The organism is Paenibacillus sp. N3.4 (assembly GCF_008017805.1).
Classification (GTDB): Bacteria; Bacillota; Bacilli; order Paenibacillales; family NBRC-103111; genus Paenibacillus_E.
This window is the reverse complement of the sequence record NZ_VRTT01000005.1, coordinates 95,023-116,610: the sequence shown is the minus strand read 5'-3', so window position 1 is coordinate 116,610 and position 21,588 is coordinate 95,023. Positions and strand designations below refer to the sequence as shown.

General features: G+C 46.9%; 16 protein-coding genes, 2 pseudogenes and 3 riboswitches. Of the genes and pseudogenes, 6 read left to right on the top strand and 12 right to left on the bottom strand.

Going from position 1 to position 21,588, the window contains the following annotated elements; genetic code table 11:
* Window positions 1-141: 141 nt before the first annotated feature.
* Window positions 142-1,710 (top strand): type 2 periplasmic-binding domain-containing protein, encoded by a 1,569-nt coding sequence (locus FU659_RS04865; RefSeq protein WP_147946512.1) that lies wholly within the window; start codon window positions 142-144, stop codon window positions 1,708-1,710.
* Window positions 1,711-1,887: 177 nt separating this feature from the next.
* On the opposite strand, the gene FU659_RS04860 is transcribed toward FU659_RS04865, so the two are convergent.
* A complete protein-coding gene (locus FU659_RS04860) occupies window positions 1,888-3,702 on the bottom strand; it encodes a PAS domain S-box protein (protein WP_147946511.1) in 1,815 nt (604 codons plus the stop codon).
* A gap of 251 nt (window positions 3,703-3,953) precedes the next feature.
* Window positions 3,954-3,997: riboswitch (PreQ1 riboswitch) on the top strand.
* Window positions 3,998-4,102: 105 nt separating this feature from the next.
* Between FU659_RS04860 and queF the strand changes: the two genes are divergently transcribed.
* Window positions 4,103-4,603 (top strand): preQ(1) synthase, encoded by a 501-nt coding sequence (queF, locus tag FU659_RS04855; protein WP_147946510.1) that lies wholly within the window; start codon window positions 4,103-4,105, stop codon window positions 4,601-4,603.
* A gap of 118 nt (window positions 4,604-4,721) precedes the next feature.
* Here the strand turns inward: queF and FU659_RS04850 are convergent, their stop codons facing one another.
* The 5 genes from FU659_RS04850 to FU659_RS04830 form a co-directional block, all read right to left on the bottom strand.
* Window positions 4,722-6,464, bottom strand: coding sequence for a methyl-accepting chemotaxis protein (locus tag FU659_RS04850; protein ID WP_147946509.1), 1,743 nt, complete (start codon window positions 6,462-6,464; stop codon window positions 4,722-4,724).
* A gap of 180 nt (window positions 6,465-6,644) precedes the next feature.
* On the bottom strand, window positions 6,645-8,684 hold the full coding sequence (locus FU659_RS04845) for a molybdopterin oxidoreductase family protein (RefSeq protein WP_147946508.1): 2,040 nt from the start codon (window positions 8,682-8,684) through the stop codon (window positions 6,645-6,647).
* 43 nt (window positions 8,685-8,727) lie between these two features.
* On the bottom strand, window positions 8,728-9,084 hold the full coding sequence (locus tag FU659_RS04840) for a gamma-glutamylcyclotransferase family protein (RefSeq protein WP_147946507.1): 357 nt from the start codon (window positions 9,082-9,084) through the stop codon (window positions 8,728-8,730).
* A gap of 245 nt (window positions 9,085-9,329) precedes the next feature.
* Window positions 9,330-10,223 (bottom strand): nitrilase-related carbon-nitrogen hydrolase, encoded by an 894-nt coding sequence (locus FU659_RS04835; protein ID WP_187273902.1) that lies wholly within the window; start codon window positions 10,221-10,223, stop codon window positions 9,330-9,332.
* A 14-nt stretch (window positions 10,224-10,237) separates the two neighbouring features.
* On the bottom strand, window positions 10,238-11,776 hold the full coding sequence (locus FU659_RS04830) for a bifunctional GNAT family N-acetyltransferase/carbon-nitrogen hydrolase family protein (protein WP_147946505.1): 1,539 nt from the start codon (window positions 11,774-11,776) through the stop codon (window positions 10,238-10,240).
* Between the two features lie 235 nt (window positions 11,777-12,011).
* On the opposite strand from FU659_RS04830, the gene FU659_RS04825 reads away from it, so the two are divergent.
* Window positions 12,012-13,289 carry an erythromycin esterase family protein gene (locus FU659_RS04825; RefSeq protein ID WP_147946504.1) on the top strand — a complete coding sequence of 426 codons (1,278 nt, stop codon included), beginning with the start codon at window positions 12,012-12,014 and terminating at the stop codon, window positions 13,287-13,289.
* Between the two features lie 290 nt (window positions 13,290-13,579).
* On the opposite strand, the gene FU659_RS36240 is transcribed toward FU659_RS04825, so the two are convergent.
* The 4 genes from FU659_RS36240 to gcvH form a co-directional block, all read right to left on the bottom strand.
* On the bottom strand, window positions 13,580-13,771 hold the full coding sequence (locus tag FU659_RS36240; RefSeq protein ID WP_222708480.1) for a hypothetical protein: 192 nt from the start codon (window positions 13,769-13,771) through the stop codon (window positions 13,580-13,582).
* 155 nt (window positions 13,772-13,926) lie between these two features.
* Complete coding sequence (locus FU659_RS04820; RefSeq protein ID WP_147946503.1) at window positions 13,927-14,397, bottom strand: hypothetical protein; 471 nt, start codon at window positions 14,395-14,397, stop codon at window positions 13,927-13,929.
* Between the two features lie 690 nt (window positions 14,398-15,087).
* Window positions 15,088-15,681: a sulfite oxidase-like oxidoreductase gene (locus tag FU659_RS04815; RefSeq protein WP_147946502.1), complete on the bottom strand. Its 594-nt coding sequence runs from the start codon at window positions 15,679-15,681 to the stop codon at window positions 15,088-15,090.
* A gap of 27 nt (window positions 15,682-15,708) precedes the next feature.
* Window positions 15,709-16,098: a glycine cleavage system protein GcvH gene (gcvH, locus tag FU659_RS04810; protein WP_147946501.1), complete on the bottom strand. Its 390-nt coding sequence runs from the start codon at window positions 16,096-16,098 to the stop codon at window positions 15,709-15,711.
* Between the two features lie 193 nt (window positions 16,099-16,291).
* Window positions 16,292-16,392, top strand: a riboswitch (glycine riboswitch).
* Window positions 16,393-16,395: 3 nt separating this feature from the next.
* Window positions 16,396-16,501, top strand: a riboswitch (glycine riboswitch).
* Window positions 16,502-16,600: 99 nt separating this feature from the next.
* On the opposite strand from gcvH, the pseudogene gcvT reads away from it, so the two are divergent.
* The 3 genes and pseudogenes from gcvT (at window position 16,601) to gcvPB (ending at window position 20,532) form a co-directional block, all read left to right on the top strand.
* Window positions 16,601-17,691: pseudogene (gcvT, locus tag FU659_RS04805) on the top strand (glycine cleavage system aminomethyltransferase GcvT).
* 29 nt (window positions 17,692-17,720) lie between these two features.
* Window positions 17,721-19,075: pseudogene (gcvPA, locus tag FU659_RS04800) on the top strand (aminomethyl-transferring glycine dehydrogenase subunit GcvPA).
* Complete coding sequence (gene gcvPB, locus FU659_RS04795; protein ID WP_147946500.1) at window positions 19,072-20,532, top strand: aminomethyl-transferring glycine dehydrogenase subunit GcvPB; 1,461 nt, start codon at window positions 19,072-19,074, stop codon at window positions 20,530-20,532. The pseudogene gcvPA and the gene gcvPB overlap by 4 nt, the downstream one beginning before the upstream one ends.
* A gap of 108 nt (window positions 20,533-20,640) precedes the next feature.
* On the opposite strand, the gene FU659_RS04790 is transcribed toward gcvPB, so the two are convergent.
* Both FU659_RS04790 and FU659_RS04785 read right to left on the bottom strand, forming a co-directional pair.
* Complete coding sequence (locus FU659_RS04790) at window positions 20,641-21,162, bottom strand: DinB family protein (RefSeq protein ID WP_147946499.1); 522 nt, start codon at window positions 21,160-21,162, stop codon at window positions 20,641-20,643.
* 12 nt (window positions 21,163-21,174) lie between these two features.
* On the bottom strand, window positions 21,175-21,561 hold the full coding sequence (locus FU659_RS04785; RefSeq protein WP_147946498.1) for a VOC family protein: 387 nt from the start codon (window positions 21,559-21,561) through the stop codon (window positions 21,175-21,177).
* Between the last annotated feature and the right edge of the window lie 27 nt (window positions 21,562-21,588).

The following is a 21,588-nucleotide window of genomic DNA, read 5'->3' as shown; positions in this document are numbered from 1 at the left end:
GTCAAGCTGTCAATTGGCCATTTTGGAAGAATGGACTATGCCCCAACAACCGCATATTTACGAAACAATATTCCCTTGATATGATAATTAACACTATTGCATTCGAACGATGAGCCGAAAAACAAAGGAGGAGTTGGAGTCGTGAACAAGAGCGCCAATTTGCTTCTCGTCGTCTCGTTAGGGTCCGCCATCCTCTTGACGGGATGCAAACAAACGGCAATTTCCAATTTCAGCGGCACTTCAGGCGGTTCCAGGGAAACGACTGCGAATCAGATTATGGAGAATGGCGTCGCTGTCAATTTGACCGGGTATCCAATCGTCAACCAGCCGATTACGCTGAAGACCGTTGTCGTCACGTCGTTTAAAGGCGACTACAACCAATCGAAATTTTTTCAGGCTTTGGAGGAGAAAAGCGGAATTCACCTTGATATCAGGCAAATCTCCGTCGACAACAGGGACAAGCTGAATCTGATGTTTGCCTCCCGGCAATACCCCGATCTCATGCTGCGTTCCGACATATCGCCGCATCAAATGGAAGCTGCGCAAGCGGCCGGGGATATCGTAGCGTTCTCGGATATGCTGCAATATGCGCCCAATTGGATGAAAGCGCTCCAATCGAATCCGGCAGCAAAGAAAGCGATGACTGCCGCAAATGGCGATATTTACAGTTTAGGCCTTATTCAACAAAATAACGTATATTTGGGCATACGCGATCAATGGCTGATCAACAAGAAATGGTTAAATCAGCTCGGTTTGGAGGTTCCGAAAACAACCGAACAATTTGCATTTGCGCTTGCGCAATTCAAGGCGAACGCCGGAACTGGAGACATTCCGAAGGAAATTATCCCTTATTATTTCCGTTGGGATCAATATGTGGGCGGTCAATTGGACTTATACGGGGGTTCCTTCGGCATCCTGGTGCCGGACGAAAACTATGTGTCGATCGAGAACGGCAAAGTCCGATTCCAGGCAATAAACCCGGAGATCAAAAAGCCGCTGGCCTACTTGCATAAGCTGTATGAAGAAGGATTGATTCCTCCTGAAGTATTCACGGACGACTGGAGCGCTTATTATGCCAAATTGATGGCCAGACCGGAGATCGTCGGATCCATTGAAGCCTACAGCAATCCTAATCCCGACGTATATGTGCCCATGCTTCCACCAAAAGCCCAAGACGTCTCCAAACAACTGTTTCGGCAGCAAACATGGATCGTCCGCAATAATCAGTTCACCATTTTCAAAAATAATAAGTATCCGATTGCCTCAGCACGTCTGGCAGATTTGTTGGCCGATCCCGATTGGACTGTACAAGAAACGTATGGATTATTCGGACAAGGGACGAGGAAAAATAGCGATGGTACTTACGACATTTTTCCGGAAACCGGGAGCGAGGGCGATTTTCCCAATGTGGATGCTCTCTCGGCCATGACGCCGGATTTGGCTGCCAAACTCCGCTTTTTGCCGGGAAACAGCAATTCTAATCGCTCCCAAGCCGTAGCGCTTTACGAGCCGATCGTCGCTCCGCTCGACAAGTTCTTTCCTGACTATGTCGCCTACTCGCCCGACGACCGCGACAAACTAACGCAATTGCAGATAAACGTCAAGGCCTATGTAAGGCAGACTTTCATTCGCTGGGTCGTCAAAGGCGGTATCGATCAGGAATGGGAAGCTTACGTCAATAAACTGAAAAGCATACATGTGATGATATGATCGAAATCATGCAGAAAGGTTTGGAAAATTACAACAAGCCATGACTAATTTTTGAACCTCTCATGACTACAGTCACGAGACAAGCAAAAAGAGACATTCTTTTAAAACATCTCGAATGCCCCTTTTACACGTTCCCTGATGATAAAATATAATAACCATCTACCCTGTTAACCGTGTTCAACTCAATTTGACATATGGTAGCTTAATTGTGAATACAGCGCCCCCGCTTGGGTCATTATGGACATTAATACTTCCCCCATGGTTCTGTATGATTTTATAACTAACGGTAAGGCCCAGTCCTGTCCCATTCGACTTCGTTGTGAAAAAAGGTTGTCCGATCTGACCTAACTGTTCCGGAGGGATACCTGGTCCTTGATCCATTATCGCAATCTTCACCTGCTCATGATCCGCTTCTGCTTGAATCCTAATCTCGCCGCCTTTTGGCATGACTTCGATCGCATTTTTGAGCAAATTAATGAATACTTGCTTCAGTTGATTTGCATCACACATCACGCTTAAAGGCGATCCGGAATAATCGGTAATAATTTGTACATTATTCATGATGCCTTGCGATTCCAAAAGTGTACTGACCTGATCCAGAATTCCACATACATCCTTGGTCTGAGCGGACTTCATCTCTGGTTTAGCCAGTAGCAGCAGCTCCCCGGTTATAAGTTCAATACGTTCTACTTCGGATTTAATAATATCAAAATAATGACGAGATTCCGGATACTTCCACTGCGTCAATTGCACGAATCCTTTGATCGCCGTCAACGGATTGCGAATTTCATGGGCAATGCCTGCTGCGAGCTGCCCGGCCGCATTCAATTTATCCGAAATACGCATCAGCTCTTCCGTTTTTATCTGCTCCGTGATATCACGGAGCAATAAGTGAATGGCTGGATCTTCCTCATACATAGAAGGAATAGCGGTGAACTCAACATCAATGGAACGGCCATCCACGCGATAGAACTTGTATGGTATATTCCGAAGCGTCTGTCCACTAAGAATCTGCTCCATCATCATCTTAATATCTTCATAATTTTCCTTATACTGAAATTCATATACCGAATGCCCAATAAGTTGCTCCGGATATTCGGCTCTCATTAACTTTAAACCGGCTTGATTACTATATACACATCGATCTTGTTTGACAACAATAAAGGCGTCCGGCCAGTTTTCAATCAACTGTTTAAACGACTCTTCAAGCTGTTTAGTTTGACGTGTCAGTGCACTATGAACTCGGGTATCTCTCAATGTAGCAGCTAGCAGCACGATCTCTCCATGTACATTATGAATGGGCGAAACTGACATGCTAATCTCGATAGGCGTTCCGTCCTTATGCTTCTTCAAAGCAGCTATGTTATGAACGACTCCGCCTAAGGTCACTGTACGCATCAAATCTTCTGATAATTCCAATTGGTCATGAAACGTGATCGGGAACTTAAGCCCCTTTACTTCACCTTCTTCCCAGCCAAATAAATCCGTGAAAGCTTTATTAATTTCAAGGACATGACCCTCTAAGTCATAAATAACAATCCCATCCGAAGCGTGTTGGACAAACGATTCATATTTCTCTTTATTTGCCCGAAGTTCTTCCTCTTGCCTTTTAAGAAATGTAATATCTTGTATAAATGCTAAATAATTAGGCAAAAAAAGTTTATGCTCGACTAGACTTCTATTCAACCCCTGAACAAGTCCCCAAATCGTATGTCCATCTTTGTGCACGTATCGTTTCTCTAAACGGAATCCCTTATCTGATTCGTCCGTTTTAGAAATATGTTCCAAGCTAATGTATCTGTCCTCCGGATGTGTGATTTGATAAACATTCATATCTTTCAGCTCTTCCACCGTATGCCCAATAAACTCGGAGAATAAGCGATTTGCCTTCACAATTCGTCCATCCGGCCTAACCATAACGACACCAATCGGTGCATGAGCATACAGAGCAAACATGGAATTGCTATCGGAATTTCCGCTCTTTCCCATCATTATAAATGTCACCCTACCTTACGCGTATGTCAGAAAAGTTGTCTTGCTTCCGGAAGATGAGATCTTATTTTTTCCGTGGATTAGATCTTATATTATTTAGTAAGTATACAATGTCTTCCCTTCCCTTGGCTACAGACCTGCCGCATCATTATCCATAATATGTAACGAATAGGTATAATGCATTTTAACAGCGTTTGTGGTAAAGTTTTTAAGAAAACTAAAGAAGACACATCTACGAGCATAAGCTGCTCCTAGGAGAGGTTCGTGAACTCCCTCTATAAAAAACTAAAAAAAAACGTACCGTAGGTATCGTTCTTTTCGTGTTTATTAGTTGGAAACAGAGTCCGTTTCTAGTATCTCAGTCTTCTTTTCGTTCAGAAAAAGAAAGGGGATTCCATCCATGTCCACAGGAAGAAGCAACGAAGATTTGAAAGAGATTACCTTATTAGGCAATCAAGGAACCAAGTATGTGTTTAATTATGACCCTACTTTATTGGAAGCTTTTGACAACAAGCATCCGGATAGAGCTTACTTCGTAAAATTCAACTTCCCGGAATTCACAAGTCTTTGCCCTGTAACGGGACAGCCGGATTTTGCTACGCTCTACATTTCTTACATCCCGAATATTAAAATGGTTGAAAGCAAATCACTTAAACTTTACTTATTCAGCTTCCGCAACCATGGTGATTTCCACGAAGACTGTGTGAACATTATTATGAATGATTTGACCCAGCTCATGGAGCCACGCTACATCGAGGTTTGGGGGAAATTCACCCCACGTGGCGGTATCTCTATTGATCCCTACTGTAACTGGGGCCAGCCAGGGACCAAATATGAAGCCATGGCTGATCACCGCCTGATGAACCATGATTTATATCCGGAGAAAATAGACAACCGCTAAGGTTTTCATCCATTCGCATAATTCGTTTTGTACAACAATAGTCAGAGACAAACAGACCACGTCATCTACAGATGTAGATGACGTGGTCTGTTTGAGCTCTGATTGCCTATTTCTTAACTTATTCCAGCTGAAACTTACCTACACTTTTATGTAAATCTTCGGCAATGTGGCTTAGCGTTCCGGCTGACGCCGTGATGGTGTTCATCGAAGCCAACTGCTGCCCGGCTGTGGAAGCTACGTCCTGGGCATAAGAGGAAGAATTATTCGCGTGTGAACTGGTTTCTGCAACAGATGCCGTTACTTCCTCCGAGGTAGCAGCCATCTCTTCGGCTGCCGCAGCGACCTCTTGAATGCGCACGACAACTTTCTCAGAAGCTGTATATAAACGATGGAATGAGGCTTCCGCTGTATGAACCCTCTCTTTCCCGAAATCTACCTCCCGCAAACAATGCTGCATCGTTTGCACAGCAAACTCAGTATTCGTGAGAATTTGCTGAACCAGCTCTGTGATTTGCCCAGCGAATTGGGCAGACTGCTCCGAAAGCTTGCGAACTTCAGCAGCCACAACCGTAAAGCCTTTGCCCGCTTCCCCCGCGCGTGCTGCTTCAATAGCGGCATTCAAGGCAAGCAAATTCGTTTGCTTAGCGATGCTGCTCATGAAACCAATCATCTGATCGATTTCCTGTGAGTGACCCTCCAAGTCTTGAATGACGCCATTTGCTTGGTGAACAGTGTCACTTACCCCTTTCATGCTTTGAGCAAGAGCTTGCAGATCCTGTTCACCTTGCTGCGCTTCGCGGAACGCCTCCATAGAAATATCTGATACTTCCGATGAGGTCTCGGCAATACGCCCAACACCAATCGACATCTCTGTCATGGCGACGCTTGTATCCTCATAATTCCTCACTTGCAGCTCGGCCCCATTTGCGACTTTTTGCATGACTTCAACCACTTCTTGGGAAGATCGTGAGGATTGTTCCGAGTGAGACAGCAGTTCCTTCGAAGAGCTAGCCACGGATGTGGAAGCATCACGAATATGAGACAAAATCTCTCTTACATTCGATTTCATTAGGTTCAAAGCAGCAACTAATTCACCAATCTCGTCCTTGTTTCTAACGTATACATCAGGTTCGGTTAAATTCCCGAGAGCTACAGCCTGCAAAGCGCGTGACACCCGCCTGACAGGCTTGGAAATGTTTATCGTAATAAGAATCGCCAGACTTAAACCAACAACAACAGCGCATATAAGCAGGTAGAGCATCTTGATCTGCCCTGACTTATAAATGTCGGTGCTGCTTGCTGCTGCTGCCATGGCCCCTTCGTGCTTGATGGTTACCAGAACATCCAAATATTTTTGCATGCCGCTAAAGGTTTTATTTGCCTCATTAAGCAGCGTCTGAACCTCTGTATCCCTTTTTCCCAAACCTTTGCTCAAATTATTTTCCTTGGTGAGTTCAACGAAAGTCTGATGGTAACCTTTATATTTCTCCCATTGTTTTTGAAAAGCATCAAAATTTCGCGTCTCCTGCTCAGTGGCAAGCGTTCCTTCAAACTGCTTTATCCGCTCGTCCACATTGCTTAATGCGGCCATCCCTTGTATTTCCGTAGTTTGCAGCTGGGAAGAATCGGTCAATATAAATAACTGCATGTCCAAGGCATGAACATTTTCGATTAAGTAGCTAATGGCATTGACGGCCTCAACGCCCGGCATCCATACTTTGCTAATTTCATCGCTTTGCTGCTGCATGAATCTCATATTTTTGAAACTCATCCACCCTACAATACCGGTAAGCAGCAAAACAAGGATAAAACAAAGAAATAATTTCCTGCCTACCGTAACCCTCAGCAATCGATTTCGCATGGTATCCCTCTTCTCTCATGATCTAGGCTCTTCTCCACCTTAAACTATACAAAAGATTCGTTAACTACGTATAAAATAAGCAGCACTTTTGGAAAACATGTTCCATTACTGTGCACAGCTCCAAAAAAAGAGCTTTCAAGCACACAACAGCTAAACCGTTGTGTTCCTGAAAGCTCATCATTACTCATTTTGGCGCTTCTCTACATGAACACGCCCCGAGAAAAAGGTCGCCCCTGAGCCCATATCCGCAACACGGTCAGGAGTTAAGGCATTGACCAGCGCCTTACCGTCCTTTGAATCTGCCCACAAGCCTTGACTCACGACGACGCCCGGTAGTACATCCGTTCCGGCGTGTACGACCAACTCGCATTCCCCGCGATCGTTCCAAACCCTGGCCCAATCCCCACTTGCTAAGCCCAATGTCTCCGCGTCTTTCACATTCATATGAAGCTTCGGCTTTCCTTCCATACGAACGTGCTTTTCATTGTTAGCGAATGTGGAATTCAGGAAATTATGATTAGGTGCGGGAATGAAAAGAAACGGCAAATCTCCCTCATCGAACAAGGGGACATATGTCGGCAGTGCCGGGAACCCTTTTCGCGCCATTGTAGTCGAATATAATTCAACTTTCCCGCTTGGCGTTCTTAATTGCCCAGGGAATAATGGTTTTATCTGCGCTTTAGCATACTGAGTTTTCAGTAATCCTTCGTACGTAATATCTTTCAGCGCAGGATTTCCAGGATGATCGAGTGCTTGTCGGATCAATGCTTCATCTGTTTCCAGTAGAGCCTGATCCTCATATCCCATCCCTTTTGCCAACAACCGAAACACATCTACATTCGCTTTGCTTTCCTCATAAGGCGCAATAACAGGCAGCTGAATTTGTATATACTGGTGCCAGTAGGAACGGTAGAAATCTGTGTTTTCGAACGACGAGGTGGCGGGCAGCACAATATCGGCATACTTCGCAGTTTCGGTCAAAAACAAATCATGCACGACGGTGAATAAATCATCCCGCTCCAGTCCTGCCCGCACCTTGTTGGCATGGGGGGCAACTAGCGCTGGATTGGAATTGTACACATACAGCGCATGAATAGGCGGGTCCAGCTCCAACAAAGCGCTCCCCAGCAGATTCATATTAATTTGGCGCGTTGACTTCTCACGCAGATCCGGCCTTTGCAGCGCTGATACATTATGCTCCAAATAAGCGCCATTGCCTTTGATTGCGCCTCCCCCTCGATGCAGCCATTGTCCGGTTAAGGCTGGCAGACATGCGATGGTTCGAACGCACATGCCACCGTTATCATGATGCTGAATCCCATTGCCGATCCGAATAAAGGACGGCGAAGTTTGGCCATAAAGGCGTGCTAGCCGGTAAATGTCTTCCACGGGAACACCTGTTATGGCAGCAACCACAGTCGGCTCATACTGGCGAACATGCTCTCTCAGCTCTTCGTGCCCGACCGTGAACTGTTTTAGGAAGGCATCGTCTACCCAATTCTCCGAGAACAGAATATGCATCAATCCAAGGGCAAGTGCGGCATCCGTTCCCGGTAAAATCGGGATGAACCAATCTGCCCATCGGCCTGTCTGATTTTTGTGAGCATCGATGACGATGATTTGAGCGCCATTTTTACGAGCTTTCTCAGCCAACATGACCTGATGCATATTCGTACTGACGGCATTGATCCCCCACATGATTATCAGTTTGGCATGTACCGTATCCTCCGGGTCAGTTCCAAAGCTGCCCCCCATCGTATAGGTGTAACCTTCTGTTCCCGCCGATTCACATATCGAATACAGCAGCCTGCTGGCTCCCATTCGGTTAAAAAAACGGCGGTCCATGCCCTCCGTGCCGATCCTTCCCATATTGCCGTAGAAGCTATAGGGCAATATGGACTCAGGGCCATTCTTTGCGATTAGATCTTTCCACCGATCCGTAATCGTAGCTATCGCTTCGTCCCAGGTAATGCGTTCAAATCGGCTGTCTTTGCCCTTAGGCCCGACCCGCTTTAATGGAAATCGCAACCGGTTGTCGTCGTACAATCTCTCTTTCATATTCCTGACTTTATTACAAATTGCGCCTTGTGTGACCGGATGGGAAGGGTCACCCTCTATTTTCACAATTTTACCAGCTGTTTTATGAAGCAATAGACTGCACTGATCCGGGCAATCTAGCGGACATACGGCTGGGAAGATACCATTTAATTGTTCACTCATTTCATAACGATTAACGCTCCTGCCAATTGTCGAATTCTTTTACTTATATCCAAGTACCAGAATCAATTGTTTCTAAACCATTACTGTGATTGTACATAAAAGCTTCAGCCTCATAGGAACTGTTATCTGTATGAACAGTAATCGGTTTTAGTGAAAAAACATGGGAAGGATTTAAATCATTAAGGCTGTCTGCAATTCCCAGAATCACCTTAAGCACATCCTCAGATTCAATTAAAACCAGCTTACCTCGAACCTTATTTTCCCCCTCTACCAAAGCAGGGAACCCTAGTCCGGTATCACATAGTATACCTCGAACCCAGCAATCTGAGGAAATTAGTTTTAAATCCTTGGCGACTAGTGGGTTATTTAAAGCCATTGTTCCGTACGTAAATAAATACAAATAATTTCCCCCCTCAGCATATATAGGAATATTCTTTCTGTTCAATCGCTATATATTCCTGCCTATAAAATGATCAAATGCCGCATTTCCTATTAAAATCGATGGATCAAATCCATCCTATCATACAAAAGGATATATTTTCCTTTTTCAAGCGGTTTTCAATCTGCATGTATGGTTCCAATCGTGAAAAAGAACCGTTTGGGTGCACTTTCACACTTACACGGTTCTCTTTGTTGTAGGACAAATTACCGTCTTGTTTTCTCTACAGCCATTTTCCCGGATTGTTGTTTATACAGATTTGGCCGGCGATCATAGAAGGGGGCTACTGCGCCGCCGCGCCGATTTTCACAAAGCTTAGCAAAGTCTATTTCAGCCATGACAACCATATCTTCATTGAGCTTTCCTACCCGCTCCACGCCATCTTGAGCAAAAGGGGAATCGCATGGCGTAAACAAGCCCGCCTGACAATATCCTTGGTCAACCTGCGGGCGACCCTCTGCAAGAGCGCCTACCAACCCGCTTACGACTACAAAAAGCTGATTCTCTATGGCTCTGGCTTGCGCGCAAAACCTTACACGACTATAGCCCGATGCATTATCTGTATAGGAAGGGCACAAGATCAATTCTGCCCCACGTTCCGCGGCGGCTCTGGCTAATTCCGGAAACTCAATATCATAACATGTCAAAATCGCTACAAGTCCCCATGCCGTTTCAAATACGCTCAGCTCATCACCTGCTGTCAAAGGCCAGCGGACCTGCTCCTCCGGAGTCAAATGAATCTTGTTTTGCGTTTCCATGCGACCATCCGGAAAAAACAAAAACGCTTTATTGACGAACCCCTTTTCTTCTTTGCAAACGTGCGTGCCTCCGAGTATGAGCACCTGCCACTCCTGGCTGCAGTGTTGAAAAAAGCGCACATACCTTTCTGTACAGCTATCCAGATAAACGCAAGCTTCTTCATTCGTCATAGTCGGCTCCAGGCTCAACAAATGCGCGGTCACGTACTCAGGAAATACAACAAGATTAGCACCCTTTTCCGCTGCTTCACGGATTTTGGAAGCCAATCCGTCCCAAAATTGCTCCTTAGATTGTAGATCAGAAAGTCCGTATTGGACGGAAGCAAGTGTTATTTTTCTCAAAATCGGCTCCATGTTCACGACCGAATTTGCAGCGAATAGATGTCTGTACGACGATCCCTGAACGTCAACACGTCATTCGACTTGCGATAACGCTGCAAAACTTCCAGGTCGACCTCGGCCATAATAACGGTCTCCGTATTTTCGCTGCATTCACCTGCAATACCGTCTCTTGGGAACGAGAAATCCGCTGGCGTATAAATACCTGATTGCGCATACTGGATGTCCACGTTGTCCACATGGGTCAGGTTGCCTACTGTCCCCGATGTGACAACGAACACCTGGTTCTCAATCGCTCGCGCCTGCGCGCAATATTTAACCCGCAGAAAGGTCTGTCTATCCTCCGTACAAAAGGGCACGAAAATCATTTGCGCTCCTTCCTCAGCGACAATACGGGAGATTTCGGGAAATTCAATATCACTGCCCAGCTGTATCGATATTTTACCGCAATCGGTATCGAACACTTCCAATTGCATGCCTCCATTGATTCCCCACCACCTGCGTTCATTCGGTGAAATATGGAGCTTGTACTGCTGCTCAATCGATCCATCCCGACGAAACAGATGAGCCACATTATAAAGGCGGTTATTGTTCTCGACAAAATGAGAGCCGCCGATAATATTCACATTATATTTGACAGCAAATTCCGTAAACAATTCGATATATTGATCGGTAAAGGTGCTTAATTTCCGAATAGCTAAGCTTGGCGAACGCTCTTCAAGAAATGAAAGCAGCTGCATGCTAATATTTTCCGGAAATACCGCGAAGTCTGATTTATAATCGGATGCCACATCCACATAATGTTCGCACTGTGTAGCGAATTCTTCGAAAGAGTCAATTTTTTTCAGCATATATTGGATGACGCACACGCGGACGGGAAAAGACTGCTTATAGTGAATTTTACTTATATAAGGTTTATAGTCGATATTGTTCCATTCCAACAAAGCTGCAAAATGTTCCGATTCTTCATCATCGGGCAAATAATTGATAAGGATTCGTTTCAACGTGAAGCCGTTCATCATTTGAAATGTTAACACAGGGTCATATATATTTTGCTGCAGCACTTCTTCGGCATATTCTCTCGGCGACATCTTATCGCTGTAGTTATGGTAACCTGGAATGCGACCGCCGACGATGATGCTTTTGAGGTTTAACTTTTCCGCCAAACGTTTACGTGCCTCGTATAAACGTCTGCCAATTTTCATCCGACGATACTCGGGATGCACCATAACCTCCATCCCGTACAAATTTTCACCGCGGGGATTGTGATTCCGAATATAGCCCTTATCTGTAATTTCCGCGTAGGTGTGCTGTTCTACATAATGGTCAAAATTGACGATCAAGCTCGAACAGGAGCCTATGATCTCCCCATCGATTTCCACACAGATCTGACCCTCTGGAAAAATACGCGTATGGCTTTCCATTTGATCGATTTGCCAAGGCTTCATGTTAGGAAAGCATATTTTTTGCAGCTCAATGATTTGCCCAAAATCTTTCTGCTCTATATTTCTGATAATAATTTTCGTCTCGAATTGTGAAATTTGTTCAGATGTCATAGCGACTCCTTTTACAAGTATTTGCAGGTATTATTCCCCGTTACTTGTAAAATAAGACACAAAATCCCCCATGATTCACATGGAGGCAGGTTTGTGAAAAAGCTTATAAGACAGACCTAATTGACTAATATTTCGTTTATCTTCTTCTCTAACGCCGCAAGGGAGCGCTTTTTTATGTAATTTTTGTACATACTACAGATGAAATGACTCAACCTGGGAATAGGAGCTTGCTATCATGAATCTGGACGAAATTATCGTCAACCAAATTAAAGAACAAGCCGTGCGCTTGCATAGAGCAGATGATTTGGACGTTCTGGTGGAGGCGATCGGAGACAAGCGGTATGTTTTACTTGGTGAGGCGACGCACGGCACTTCGGAGTTCTATAAGCTGCGCATGGAACTAAGCCGCAAATTAATAGAAACCAAAGGCTTTAAGTTTATTGCCGTTGAAGGGGACTGGCCTTCCTGCTATGAAGTGAATCGGTATGTGAAGCATTATCCAGATGCCAAACCCAGCGCGCGTGACGTGCTCGCAGCCTTCGATCGGTGGCCGACATGGATGTGGGCGAATGAAGAGGTATTGGCGCTGATCGAGTGGATAAAACAGCACAATGTGGACAAGCCCATGGATCAACGAGTCGGTTTTTATGGACTAGATGTCTACAGTCTATGGGAGTCATTAGAGGAAATCACACGGTATCTCCAAGAACATGGCACACCGGAGCAATTGGCTCTTGCGCATAAAGCCTTTGCTTGTTTCGATGCTTACGAAGAAGAAGGGCAAAGCTACGGCGTTGCCGCAGCTTTCTATGGGGAAAGCTGCAAGGACGATGTCGTGAAGCTGCTCCAGGCGCTTCACGACAAACGCGTGCGGTATGAGGATGACAGCGAAGCGGCATTAAGCGCGGAGTTGAACGCGCTTGTTGCCGTGAACGCGGAGGACTACTACCGCACGATGGTCCGTCACGATGCGGAGTCGTGGAACGTCCGCGATCAACACATGGTCGAGGCGCTGCGCCGCCTCGCCGAAGAGCACGGCCCAGACGCCAAGGTCATCGTCTGGGCGCATAACACGCACATCGGCGATGCGCGTGCAACGGATATGGAGGCCGACGGCATGGTCAACGTCGGCCAGCTTGTGCGCGAAGCGCACGGCGAAGCCGATGTGTTCGCCATCGGCTTCGGTACTTACCGCGGCACCGTTATGGCCGCGACCGCCTGGGATGCGCCGGTGGCGACGATGCAAGTGCCCCTTGCCCAGCCGGGTAGTTGGGAAGAGCTGATGCATCGCGCCGGCGCGCATGACCAGATCCTCCTGCTGCGCAGGGAGGATCCGATTCTGGGGCACGAGCCGTTAGGGCATCGTGCCATCGGTGTCGTGTACCACCCGTCGTATGAGAGGGGCAACTATGTGCCCTCTCTTATGGCGCGGCGGTATGACGCCTTCTTGCATTTGGACGAAAGCCATGCGGTTCGTCCACTCGCCATTCCTTTGTCAACAGGTAGGTTTTAAAAAGGGCTGCTCTCAAGGCTCATCTAGCTTTGGGGCAGCTTTTTGTCGCAGAAGCAAGGACTTCTATTCGCGATTTGGCGCCATCACGCGTGCGCATGTGTTGTCTACGCTAACGAACCGTAGAGTCTTTATCGACGTGAAATGAGCCTGTCCACTCTTCTAACGAACTGAGGCGACGTTATGGAGTCAATGATGAATGATTTGATGCGCTTTTACTTGCAATTACGCGTCTGGAGTTCGTTAAAACGATAACTCTTTGTTATTTGATCCAATAAGGCTTGCTGAGTTCCTTAGGCGTCCCCGTCAAAAAAAGGAAAGGCTCTCTCAACATATTGAAGTCGATCCCGACGCCAAAAGCACGTTCGGAGTTGGATAACACGCTCAGAAGCTAACCATTTCGCCGCATCATAAAGAGAAAAATCTCCGGCAGCCGAGACTTTCTCGACACCCGGAGATTCTCCATGAAAAGAGTAACTAGCCATGACCACGTTCATCGAAAAACTATTATCTCAAACATGCTCGATTCCAGACTTTAATTTCAACAAAAAATTATTAAAGGGATAACCCCTCAGTCCTCGCCTGAAAACATATACGTTCTAAAATGTTGAAAAAACTGTTATCAAAAGATAACAGCCGCTCACAACATATAATAAATTCTCATCACCATATCCTGTTCATGGTCACCAAATCGTTTGCCGAAAAGATTTAGTCCACCCTTAAATCTGGCATTTTCTTTTACACCGATCCTCATGCCAATAAAGCTGTTGCTTAACAAAGACAATTGCTGGAGCGTTGTCGTGGAAACTTCAACGTCATCCAGCGTGCTCCGTGTCTCATCGACACGCCAAGTCTTCAGTGACCCAAACTGCGTACTCAAATCCGGCCACCACGCTGGATTCAGCTTCCCGCGCCGCCCTCCAAAATCTCCCGGCGAAGTCCAGGTCCCTATCTCTAAACCATTCACCCATACGGTTATATCGGAAGGCCAATCATTATCGTAATGAGGGGCTTCCGAGCAAAGCTCCATCGAAAACTGTATAGACGGAACAACAAAGTCAAGCCAGGGGTCAGAAACCCCAAAATAGAAAAGCTGTATTGCTAGAATCACGATTACTCATATACGTAAACACATATTTTTAGTTAAGGCGGCTAGAGCACTCTGCAAATGACAAGTCACCCTTCACGGGCGCTGTTCGGACCAGGGATCACCATACGCATCTCAAAGTACCCATTTACCATGGTGTGTGCAATATATGCTGTTAACGAGAGTTATTTTCCCACATAGCATCAATAGTACTATAATAATTTAGTACTTACTTAATATTTTCTTTAATCCTATTATAAGAATATAGGAGTTTTATCTCAGGACTTGGCGGGTTAACTTACATTTATTATTGGTGAAATTTGTAGTTATGGAGTTGAATTCAATGCAAAATAACAAACCTCAAATGTTATTAATTTCACTACTTTCATTGTCATTTGGGATCTATAGCTTTTCATATTTTCTATACAGCGTGATCAATATACTTAATCATTCTTGGGAAGGGCCTATTTTTTCCAACTTCATTTTATTATACTTTAGTACATTCATATGTTGGATAGGTATATACATGAGTATATTTTCACTGACTCGTTTCAATAAATATAAAATTTTTCCGATTATTAGCCTTGTTCTTTCTTCACCTACATTTGTAGGATCAATCCTAGTAATTAGACCTATATTAGATAAATACATGTAAAAGAAGCCCCTCCGATCAAAGATGAGTGGGCTTCTTTTACATGTAGTTAACAGCCATTTCTAATCAAAATCGTATCTTTGCTCGAGAAAAGGATCGCCGTACATATGGTATCCATTGCGCTCCCAGAACCCCGGTTTATCCTTCGGCATAAACTCAATGCCGCGCAGCCACTTGGCGCTTTTCCAGAAATAGAGATGCGGCACCACCATGCGTACCGGATACCCATGATCCGGCGTCAGCCATTCGCCATTGTGGCGAATCCCGAGGAATGATGTTTCCTGAAGGAAGTCCTCCAGCGGAAGATTCGTTGTCCACCCATGCTCGGCATGGAGCATCACATGTGTCGCTCCCGGCTTCAGCTTGACCTTGCTCATAAGCTCCGACACAGCAATGCCTTCCCACACATTATCCAATTTGGACCACGTGGTTACACAGTGAATGTCATTGGCGAACTCTTTGCGCGGAAGATCCATAAAATCCTCATAGCTCATACTAAATTCCTCTTCAACCAAACCGAAGAGACGCAAGTCCCATTGGCTCATATCCTTATAATAGGGCACCGACCCATAATGGAGCACAGGCCAGCTTTGTGTTAACGTTTGTCCGGGAGGAACGCGGTCATTTCTTTCCTGTGACTTCTGCCCAAATAACATGGGATAGCCTCCATTCCTAGAAATTTTCTAGTCGTTACCGATGTAAGAAGCATATTCATCCGCGGTAAGTAGCCCTTCCAACGCTTCTGGCCCTGAAACTTCCGCTTCGACGATCCAACCTTCACCAAAGGGTGCACTGTTCACCAGTTCCGGAGAAGTCTCTAACGAAAGATTAACAGCTGTTACTTTGCCCGATATCGGTGAAAAAATATCCGAAACTGTTTTAACTGACTCGACACTGCCGATGCTCTCTTCAGCCGTTATGCTTGCTCCAACCTTAGGAAGCTCTACAAACACAATATCACCCAACTGATCTTGGGCAAAATGGGTTATACCTACACGAACTTTAGTCTCCGACAGCTTCTGTACCCACTCGTGCTCTTTGGTGTATAACAAATTGGCTTGTACCTCACTCATCGTTTTACCCCTCACTTTACCAGCAAATTTTGCTTTTAGCTTAATCTAACAGAAACATCAAGTCAAGGCCGGGCAGTAAATGACACCCATCTTTCCAAACTTATCGGATCGTTTCTCTTCACAAGTTTCAATTGACAATTTCCCCCAACATGAACACATAATAAGGATAGGAAATCTAATTTCATATTGGCGAATGATGGTACAGGGAGAGACCGCAGAGCAAGCTCGCGGCGCCGAAGGAGTAAGCCCCAAGAGGTGGGTGAATCTCTCAGGCAAAAGGACCTGTATCGGACGCAACTCTGGAGAGCTTCGTGCTGCCGTGCATAGCGGGAAAACGAACACCAAAGGGGAAACTTGACGGACGGGAAGTCCACAGGGTAACTCTCAGGTAAAAAGGACAGGGCAAAAGGTATGTTTGTGTTGCATACGTTTTGCTCTTTTTTGCTTTTTGGGCAAAATACGATCAGAACCCAAACTTAGGATCGAAGGTGAGGATAAGCGCATGCTAAAACGAACACCGCTCTTCCCGATTTATGCAGAGCATGGAGCGAGAGTCATTGATTTTGGAGGCTGGGAGCTCCCCGTGCAGTTTGGTGGCATCCAAAAGGAACATGACGCCGTCCGACAACAGGCGGGACTTTTTGATGTTTCTCATATGGGAGAAGTCCGTATAAACGGGGAAGACTCCCTTCCCTTTTTACAGAAACTGACCACGAACGATGTAAGCAAACTAGAAACAGGTCAATGCCAATACAGTCTTATTTGTTATCCGAATGGCGGTGTCGTTGATGATTTACTTGTTTATAAGCTCGGAGAAGACGACTATATGCTCGTCATCAATGCTTCGAACATCGATAAGGATGTCGATTGGATGCAGCAGCATATCGAGGGAAGCGTACAGCTAACTAATATATCCGATGAAACGGCAATGCTCGCTTTACAAGGGCCTCATGCCGAGCAGATTTTGGCTAAAGTGACAGACGCCCCCATTCAGTCTTTGCAGACATTTCGGTTCTTTCCAGAGGTTGATGTTTCAGGGGTTAAAGCGCTCCTATCGCGCACGGGATACACAGGCGAGGACGCTTCGAACTTTATATCGATCAAAAGGATGCTGTGAAGCTCTGGAAGCTGCTCCTAGTGGCTGGTCATGATCATGGTCTTGTGCCAGCAGGCTTAGGCGCTCGCGATACGCTGCGATTCGAAGCTCGTCTGCCCCTTTACGGGCAAGAGCTTTCCAAAGATATTACACCGCTCGAAGCCGGACTTTCCTTTTTTGTAAAGCTGGATAAAGGTGATTTCATCGGACGTGATGTGATCGCAGGACAAAAAGCTAGCGGCACACCTCGCAAGCTCGTCGGGATCGAAATGTTGGAACGCGGCATCCCCCGCCCGCATTATGCGGTCTATGCCGATGGGAAGCAGATTGGCGAAGTGACCACAGGGACCCAATCCCCCACTTACAAAACAAACGTGGGTTTGGCATTAATCGAATCAGCCTATAGTAAACTGGGTACGGAAATATCCATACAAATTAGAGGGGCACAGGTAAAAGCCACCATCGTTGCCACCCCTTTTTACAAAAGAATAAAATGACCGCCGTGTCGAAGGGAGCCTAACGCCTCATGAAGCATCGCTATTTACCGATTACCGAGCAGGATCAGAAGGAAATGCTGGAGATGATTGGCATTTCAACGATGGAAGAGATGTTTCAAGATATTCCGCAGCAGGTACGCTTCCGGGGTGAACTGAATGTATCGAAGGCGCTTGACGAGCAAAGCCTGCTGCGCTACATGAGCGGTCTGGCGAATCGCAACGCCGACTTCCATCGGTATGCCAGCTTCCTTGGCGCTGGCATCTACGATCACCACCTTCCGGTGGTAATCAATCATGTCATTTCACGCTCCGAGTTCTACACAGCGTATACGCCCTATCAACCGGAAATCAGCCAAGGCGAGCTGCAGGCGATTTTTGAATTTCAGTCGTACATCTGTGAGCTCACCGGCATGGCCGTAGCGAACGCCTCGATGTACGATGGGGCGACGGCGCTGGCCGAAGCCGGCGCATTAGCCAGCGGCGCGACGAAGCGCAGCCGTCTGCTTGTTTCGCACGCGGTACACCCAGAGGCACGCGCGATCCTGCGTACCACCGCCCGCGGGCTGAACTTGGAAGTCGTGGAGATCGGGATCACGCCAGAGGGCGTGACTGACTTCGACGATCTCACTTCCAAGATCAGCGACGCAGCAGCAGCCGTCATCGTCCAATCGCCGAATTTCTTCGGCTGCTTGGAGGATATCGCGGCTGCAGAGTCCTTCGCGCATGACGCGGGCGCGCTGCTCGTCGTGAGCGCGAATCCGCTCACGCTTGGGCTGCTGGAGGCGCCGGGCAAGCTCGGCGCTGATATTGTCGTCGCGACTGCCAGCCGCTCGGCATCCCAGCTGCGCTGGGCGGGCCGACCTGCGGCTACTTCGCCGTCGCCGAAAGCTGGATGCGCCGCATGCCTGGGCGCATCGTGGGCCAAACCGTTGACCGCGATGGCAAACGCGGTTTCGTGCTTACGCTCCAAGCGCGGGAGCAGCATATCCGACGTGAAAAGGCTACGTCAAATATTTGCTCCAATCAAGCGCTTCTCGCGCTTTGCGCATCCGTGTACTTGTCCACGATGGGCAAGCAAGGCATTCAGGACGTTGGCAAACTAAACGTCCAGAAAGCTCACTATGCGGCGAACCGTTTAGCCGCGTCCGATAAGCTCACGCTGCCCCTTTCCGGCAGCTTCTTCAATGAATTTGCCGTCAAGCTGCCGGACGGCACGAATATAGCGGAGCTGAACAGCAAGCTCCTTCAACATAACTTCATTGGCGGCTACGATCTTGGCCGCGATTACCCCGAGTTCGCCAATCATATTCTGATCGCCGTCACCGAGCAACGAACGCGCGAAGATATCGATGCCTTCGCAGCAGCATTGGAGGAACTTATATGAAAAATGACGGCAAAGCGCTCATTTTTGAAATGAGCCATCCCGGTCGAACCGCTTACTCGCTGCCTGAATCGGATGTACCCGAAATGGACTTGAACGATGCTCTGCCTGCCAAATTCCAGCGTCAGAGCCCGCCCGATCTGCCTGAAGTCTATGAAGTCGATGTCATCCGTCACTACACCGCTCTCTCGCGTCGTAATTTTGGTATAGATAACGGTTTCTATCCGCTCGGCTCCTGTACAATGAAATACAACCCGAAAATTAATGAAGACGTTGCCCGCTTCCCCGGCTTCGCCAACATACATCCGTATCAGCCTGAAGAGTCGCTCCAAGGCGCTATGGAACTGCTTTACAATCTCCAACATGACCTCGAAGCTATCACCGGCATGGACCGCGTAACCCTTCAGCCTGCCGCCGGTGCTCATGGCGAGTGGACGGGGTTGATGATGATTCGTTCCTACCATGAGAGCCGCGGCGAGAAACGGACCAAAGTCATCTGTCCCGACTCCGCTCACGGCACCAATCCTGCCAGCGCTTCCGTAGCTGGCTTTCAAACTATCACGATTAAATCCAATGAACGCGGTCTCGTCAATCTGGATGAACTCCGCAAAGCAGTTGGCCCCGATACGGCTGCGCTCATGCTAACTAACCCAAACACGCTTGGCTTGTTTGAGGAACAAATTGTCGAGATTGCCGAAATTGTTCACACTGCGGGAGGACTGCTCTATTATGACGGCGCTAATGCTAATGCGATTATGGGTATCACTCGCCCAGGCGATATGGGCTTCGATGTCGTACATCTCAACCTGCACAAAACCATGAGCACCCCGCACGGCGGCGGCGGACCCGGAGCAGGCCCTGTTGGCGTCAAAGAAAAGCTGATTCCATTCCTGCCCACTCCGCTTGTCGCGAAGCATGATGACGGCAGCTTTTACTTCGACTACAGCTACCCTCAAACCATCGGCAGAGTCAAAAGCTTCTATGGCAACTTCGGCATCCTCGTCCGGGCTTATACCTATATCCGCACGCTTGGTCCGGAAGGTCTGCGCAAGGTTTCTGAATATGCCGTTCTGAACGCCAACTATATGCTTTCCCGCTTAACCCCTTATTTTGATGTGCCTCATCCCCGCTTCTGCAAGCACGAATTCGTGCTGTCGGGCAATCGTCAGAAAAAGCTGGGTGTTCGTACACTCGATATAGCCAAAAGATTGCTCGATTTTGGCTATCACCCGCCAACCATCTATTTCCCGCTCAGTGTCGAAGAATGCATCATGATTGAGCCCACTGAAACGGAAAGCAAACAAACGCTGGACGCATTCATCGACACGATGATCGCCATCTCTAAAGAAGCTGAAGAGAATCCCGATCTGGTAAAGAACGCCCCTTATACCACCGTCGTCAGCCGTATGGATGAAGCTCTCGCAGCACGCAAACCTGTTTTGAACTGTACCTGTGGATAAGTAGGAAAAAGCCTGTCAACCTGCGGGTCAGCAATATACCTAAAAGCCCTGAATCAACAGCATTAAGTTGCTCGATTCGGGGCTTTTTCGGGGCATCATCCTACTATCCTACTCATTATTTCCCGCTTGCCATTCATACAAAAAGAACACATAATCGCTTGAAGCACCGGCATATCCCAATTGACGAAGCATGGAGCTGATGTTGCCGCGGTGGTAAGTACCGTGGTTGACGATATGCTGGATGAGATCTTCTGTATTCGCATACAGGATGCCGTGTACAGGGTGAGGATACTCTTTCACCGCCAGCAAATCCACATCGCTACTTAGAAATGCACGATACATGTTGGCCAATTCATCGTAGACAGTTTCCAACTGCTCCAAGCTTTTGCCGCTTGTTTTCTCTTCAATGCCGCCAAGCAAAGCTTTAGTTTGTTCATATGTGCTTCCCTTCATGGCAGAAAACCAAACGGTGTCAACACGATATATGTGCACAAGACCTGCATGTAAGGTTGGGAAAACATTGCCTATCTCTTGCTGCAAAATCTCCTCGGGCAGCTCCCGAAGCCTCTGGAATACGCGCTTATTGGCCCATACGTGGTACTCATAATTTTTAATCGTAATGTTAGACATCGTTCATTTCCCCTATTTTACCGCTTGATAGAATTCGATTAAAGTTCCGTCTATATCACGAAAATGAGCAAGTCGTGCCTGCCAAGCCGGATGATCAAAAGGCTCCTTCACAAACAAGACCCCTTTATCCCGCAAACGATTGTACTCGGCGTCCACATCATCCACTTCCATGTTCAAGATGAAATTAGTCTCATAGCTTTCACCTTGCCGAAGTTCTTCCCCTATCGCTTCCCCCATTGCCTTGCGGGATAACAGCTCAATGCGAGCAGCACCCGTGTTAAATAAGGCGTACTCCATAGATTCCTCATACCAATCTGCTTTTAACTCCAATACGTCTTTATAAAAAGCTGCGCTTTTCTGAAAATCGTGAACAAGGATACGAACCTGCAATAAATTCATCGTCTTTTTCCTCCAATTGGCTATTCC

Bases quoted from the DNA above. Each gene is read 5' to 3' on its own strand.
- gcvH (WP_147946501.1), bottom strand. From the start codon at position 16,098: ATGAGTGAGGTACAAGCCAATTTGTTATACACCAAAGAGCACGAGTGG.
- FU659_RS04790 (WP_147946499.1), bottom strand. From the start codon at position 21,162: ATGTCTAACATTACGATTAAAAATTATGAGTACCACGTATGGGCCAAT.
- queF (WP_147946510.1), top strand. From the start codon at position 4,103: ATGTCCACAGGAAGAAGCAACGAAGATTTGAAAGAGATTACCTTATTA.
- FU659_RS04825 (WP_147946504.1), top strand. From the start codon at position 12,012: ATGAATCTGGACGAAATTATCGTCAACCAAATTAAAGAACAAGCCGTG.
- FU659_RS36240 (WP_222708480.1), bottom strand. From the start codon at position 13,771: ATGGCTAGTTACTCTTTTCATGGAGAATCTCCGGGTGTCGAGAAAGTC.
- FU659_RS04845 (WP_147946508.1), bottom strand. From the start codon at position 8,684: ATGAGTGAACAATTAAATGGTATCTTCCCAGCCGTATGTCCGCTAGAT.
- FU659_RS04815 (WP_147946502.1), bottom strand. From the start codon at position 15,681: ATGTTATTTGGGCAGAAGTCACAGGAAAGAAATGACCGCGTTCCTCCC.
- FU659_RS04785 (WP_147946498.1), bottom strand. From the start codon at position 21,561: ATGAATTTATTGCAGGTTCGTATCCTTGTTCACGATTTTCAGAAAAGC.
- FU659_RS04850 (WP_147946509.1), bottom strand. From the start codon at position 6,464: ATGCGAAATCGATTGCTGAGGGTTACGGTAGGCAGGAAATTATTTCTT.
- FU659_RS04830 (WP_147946505.1), bottom strand. From the start codon at position 11,776: ATGACATCTGAACAAATTTCACAATTCGAGACGAAAATTATTATCAGA.
- FU659_RS04860 (WP_147946511.1), bottom strand. From the start codon at position 3,702: ATGATGGGAAAGAGCGGAAATTCCGATAGCAATTCCATGTTTGCTCTG.
- gcvPB (WP_147946500.1), top strand. From the start codon at position 19,072: ATGAAAAATGACGGCAAAGCGCTCATTTTTGAAATGAGCCATCCCGGT.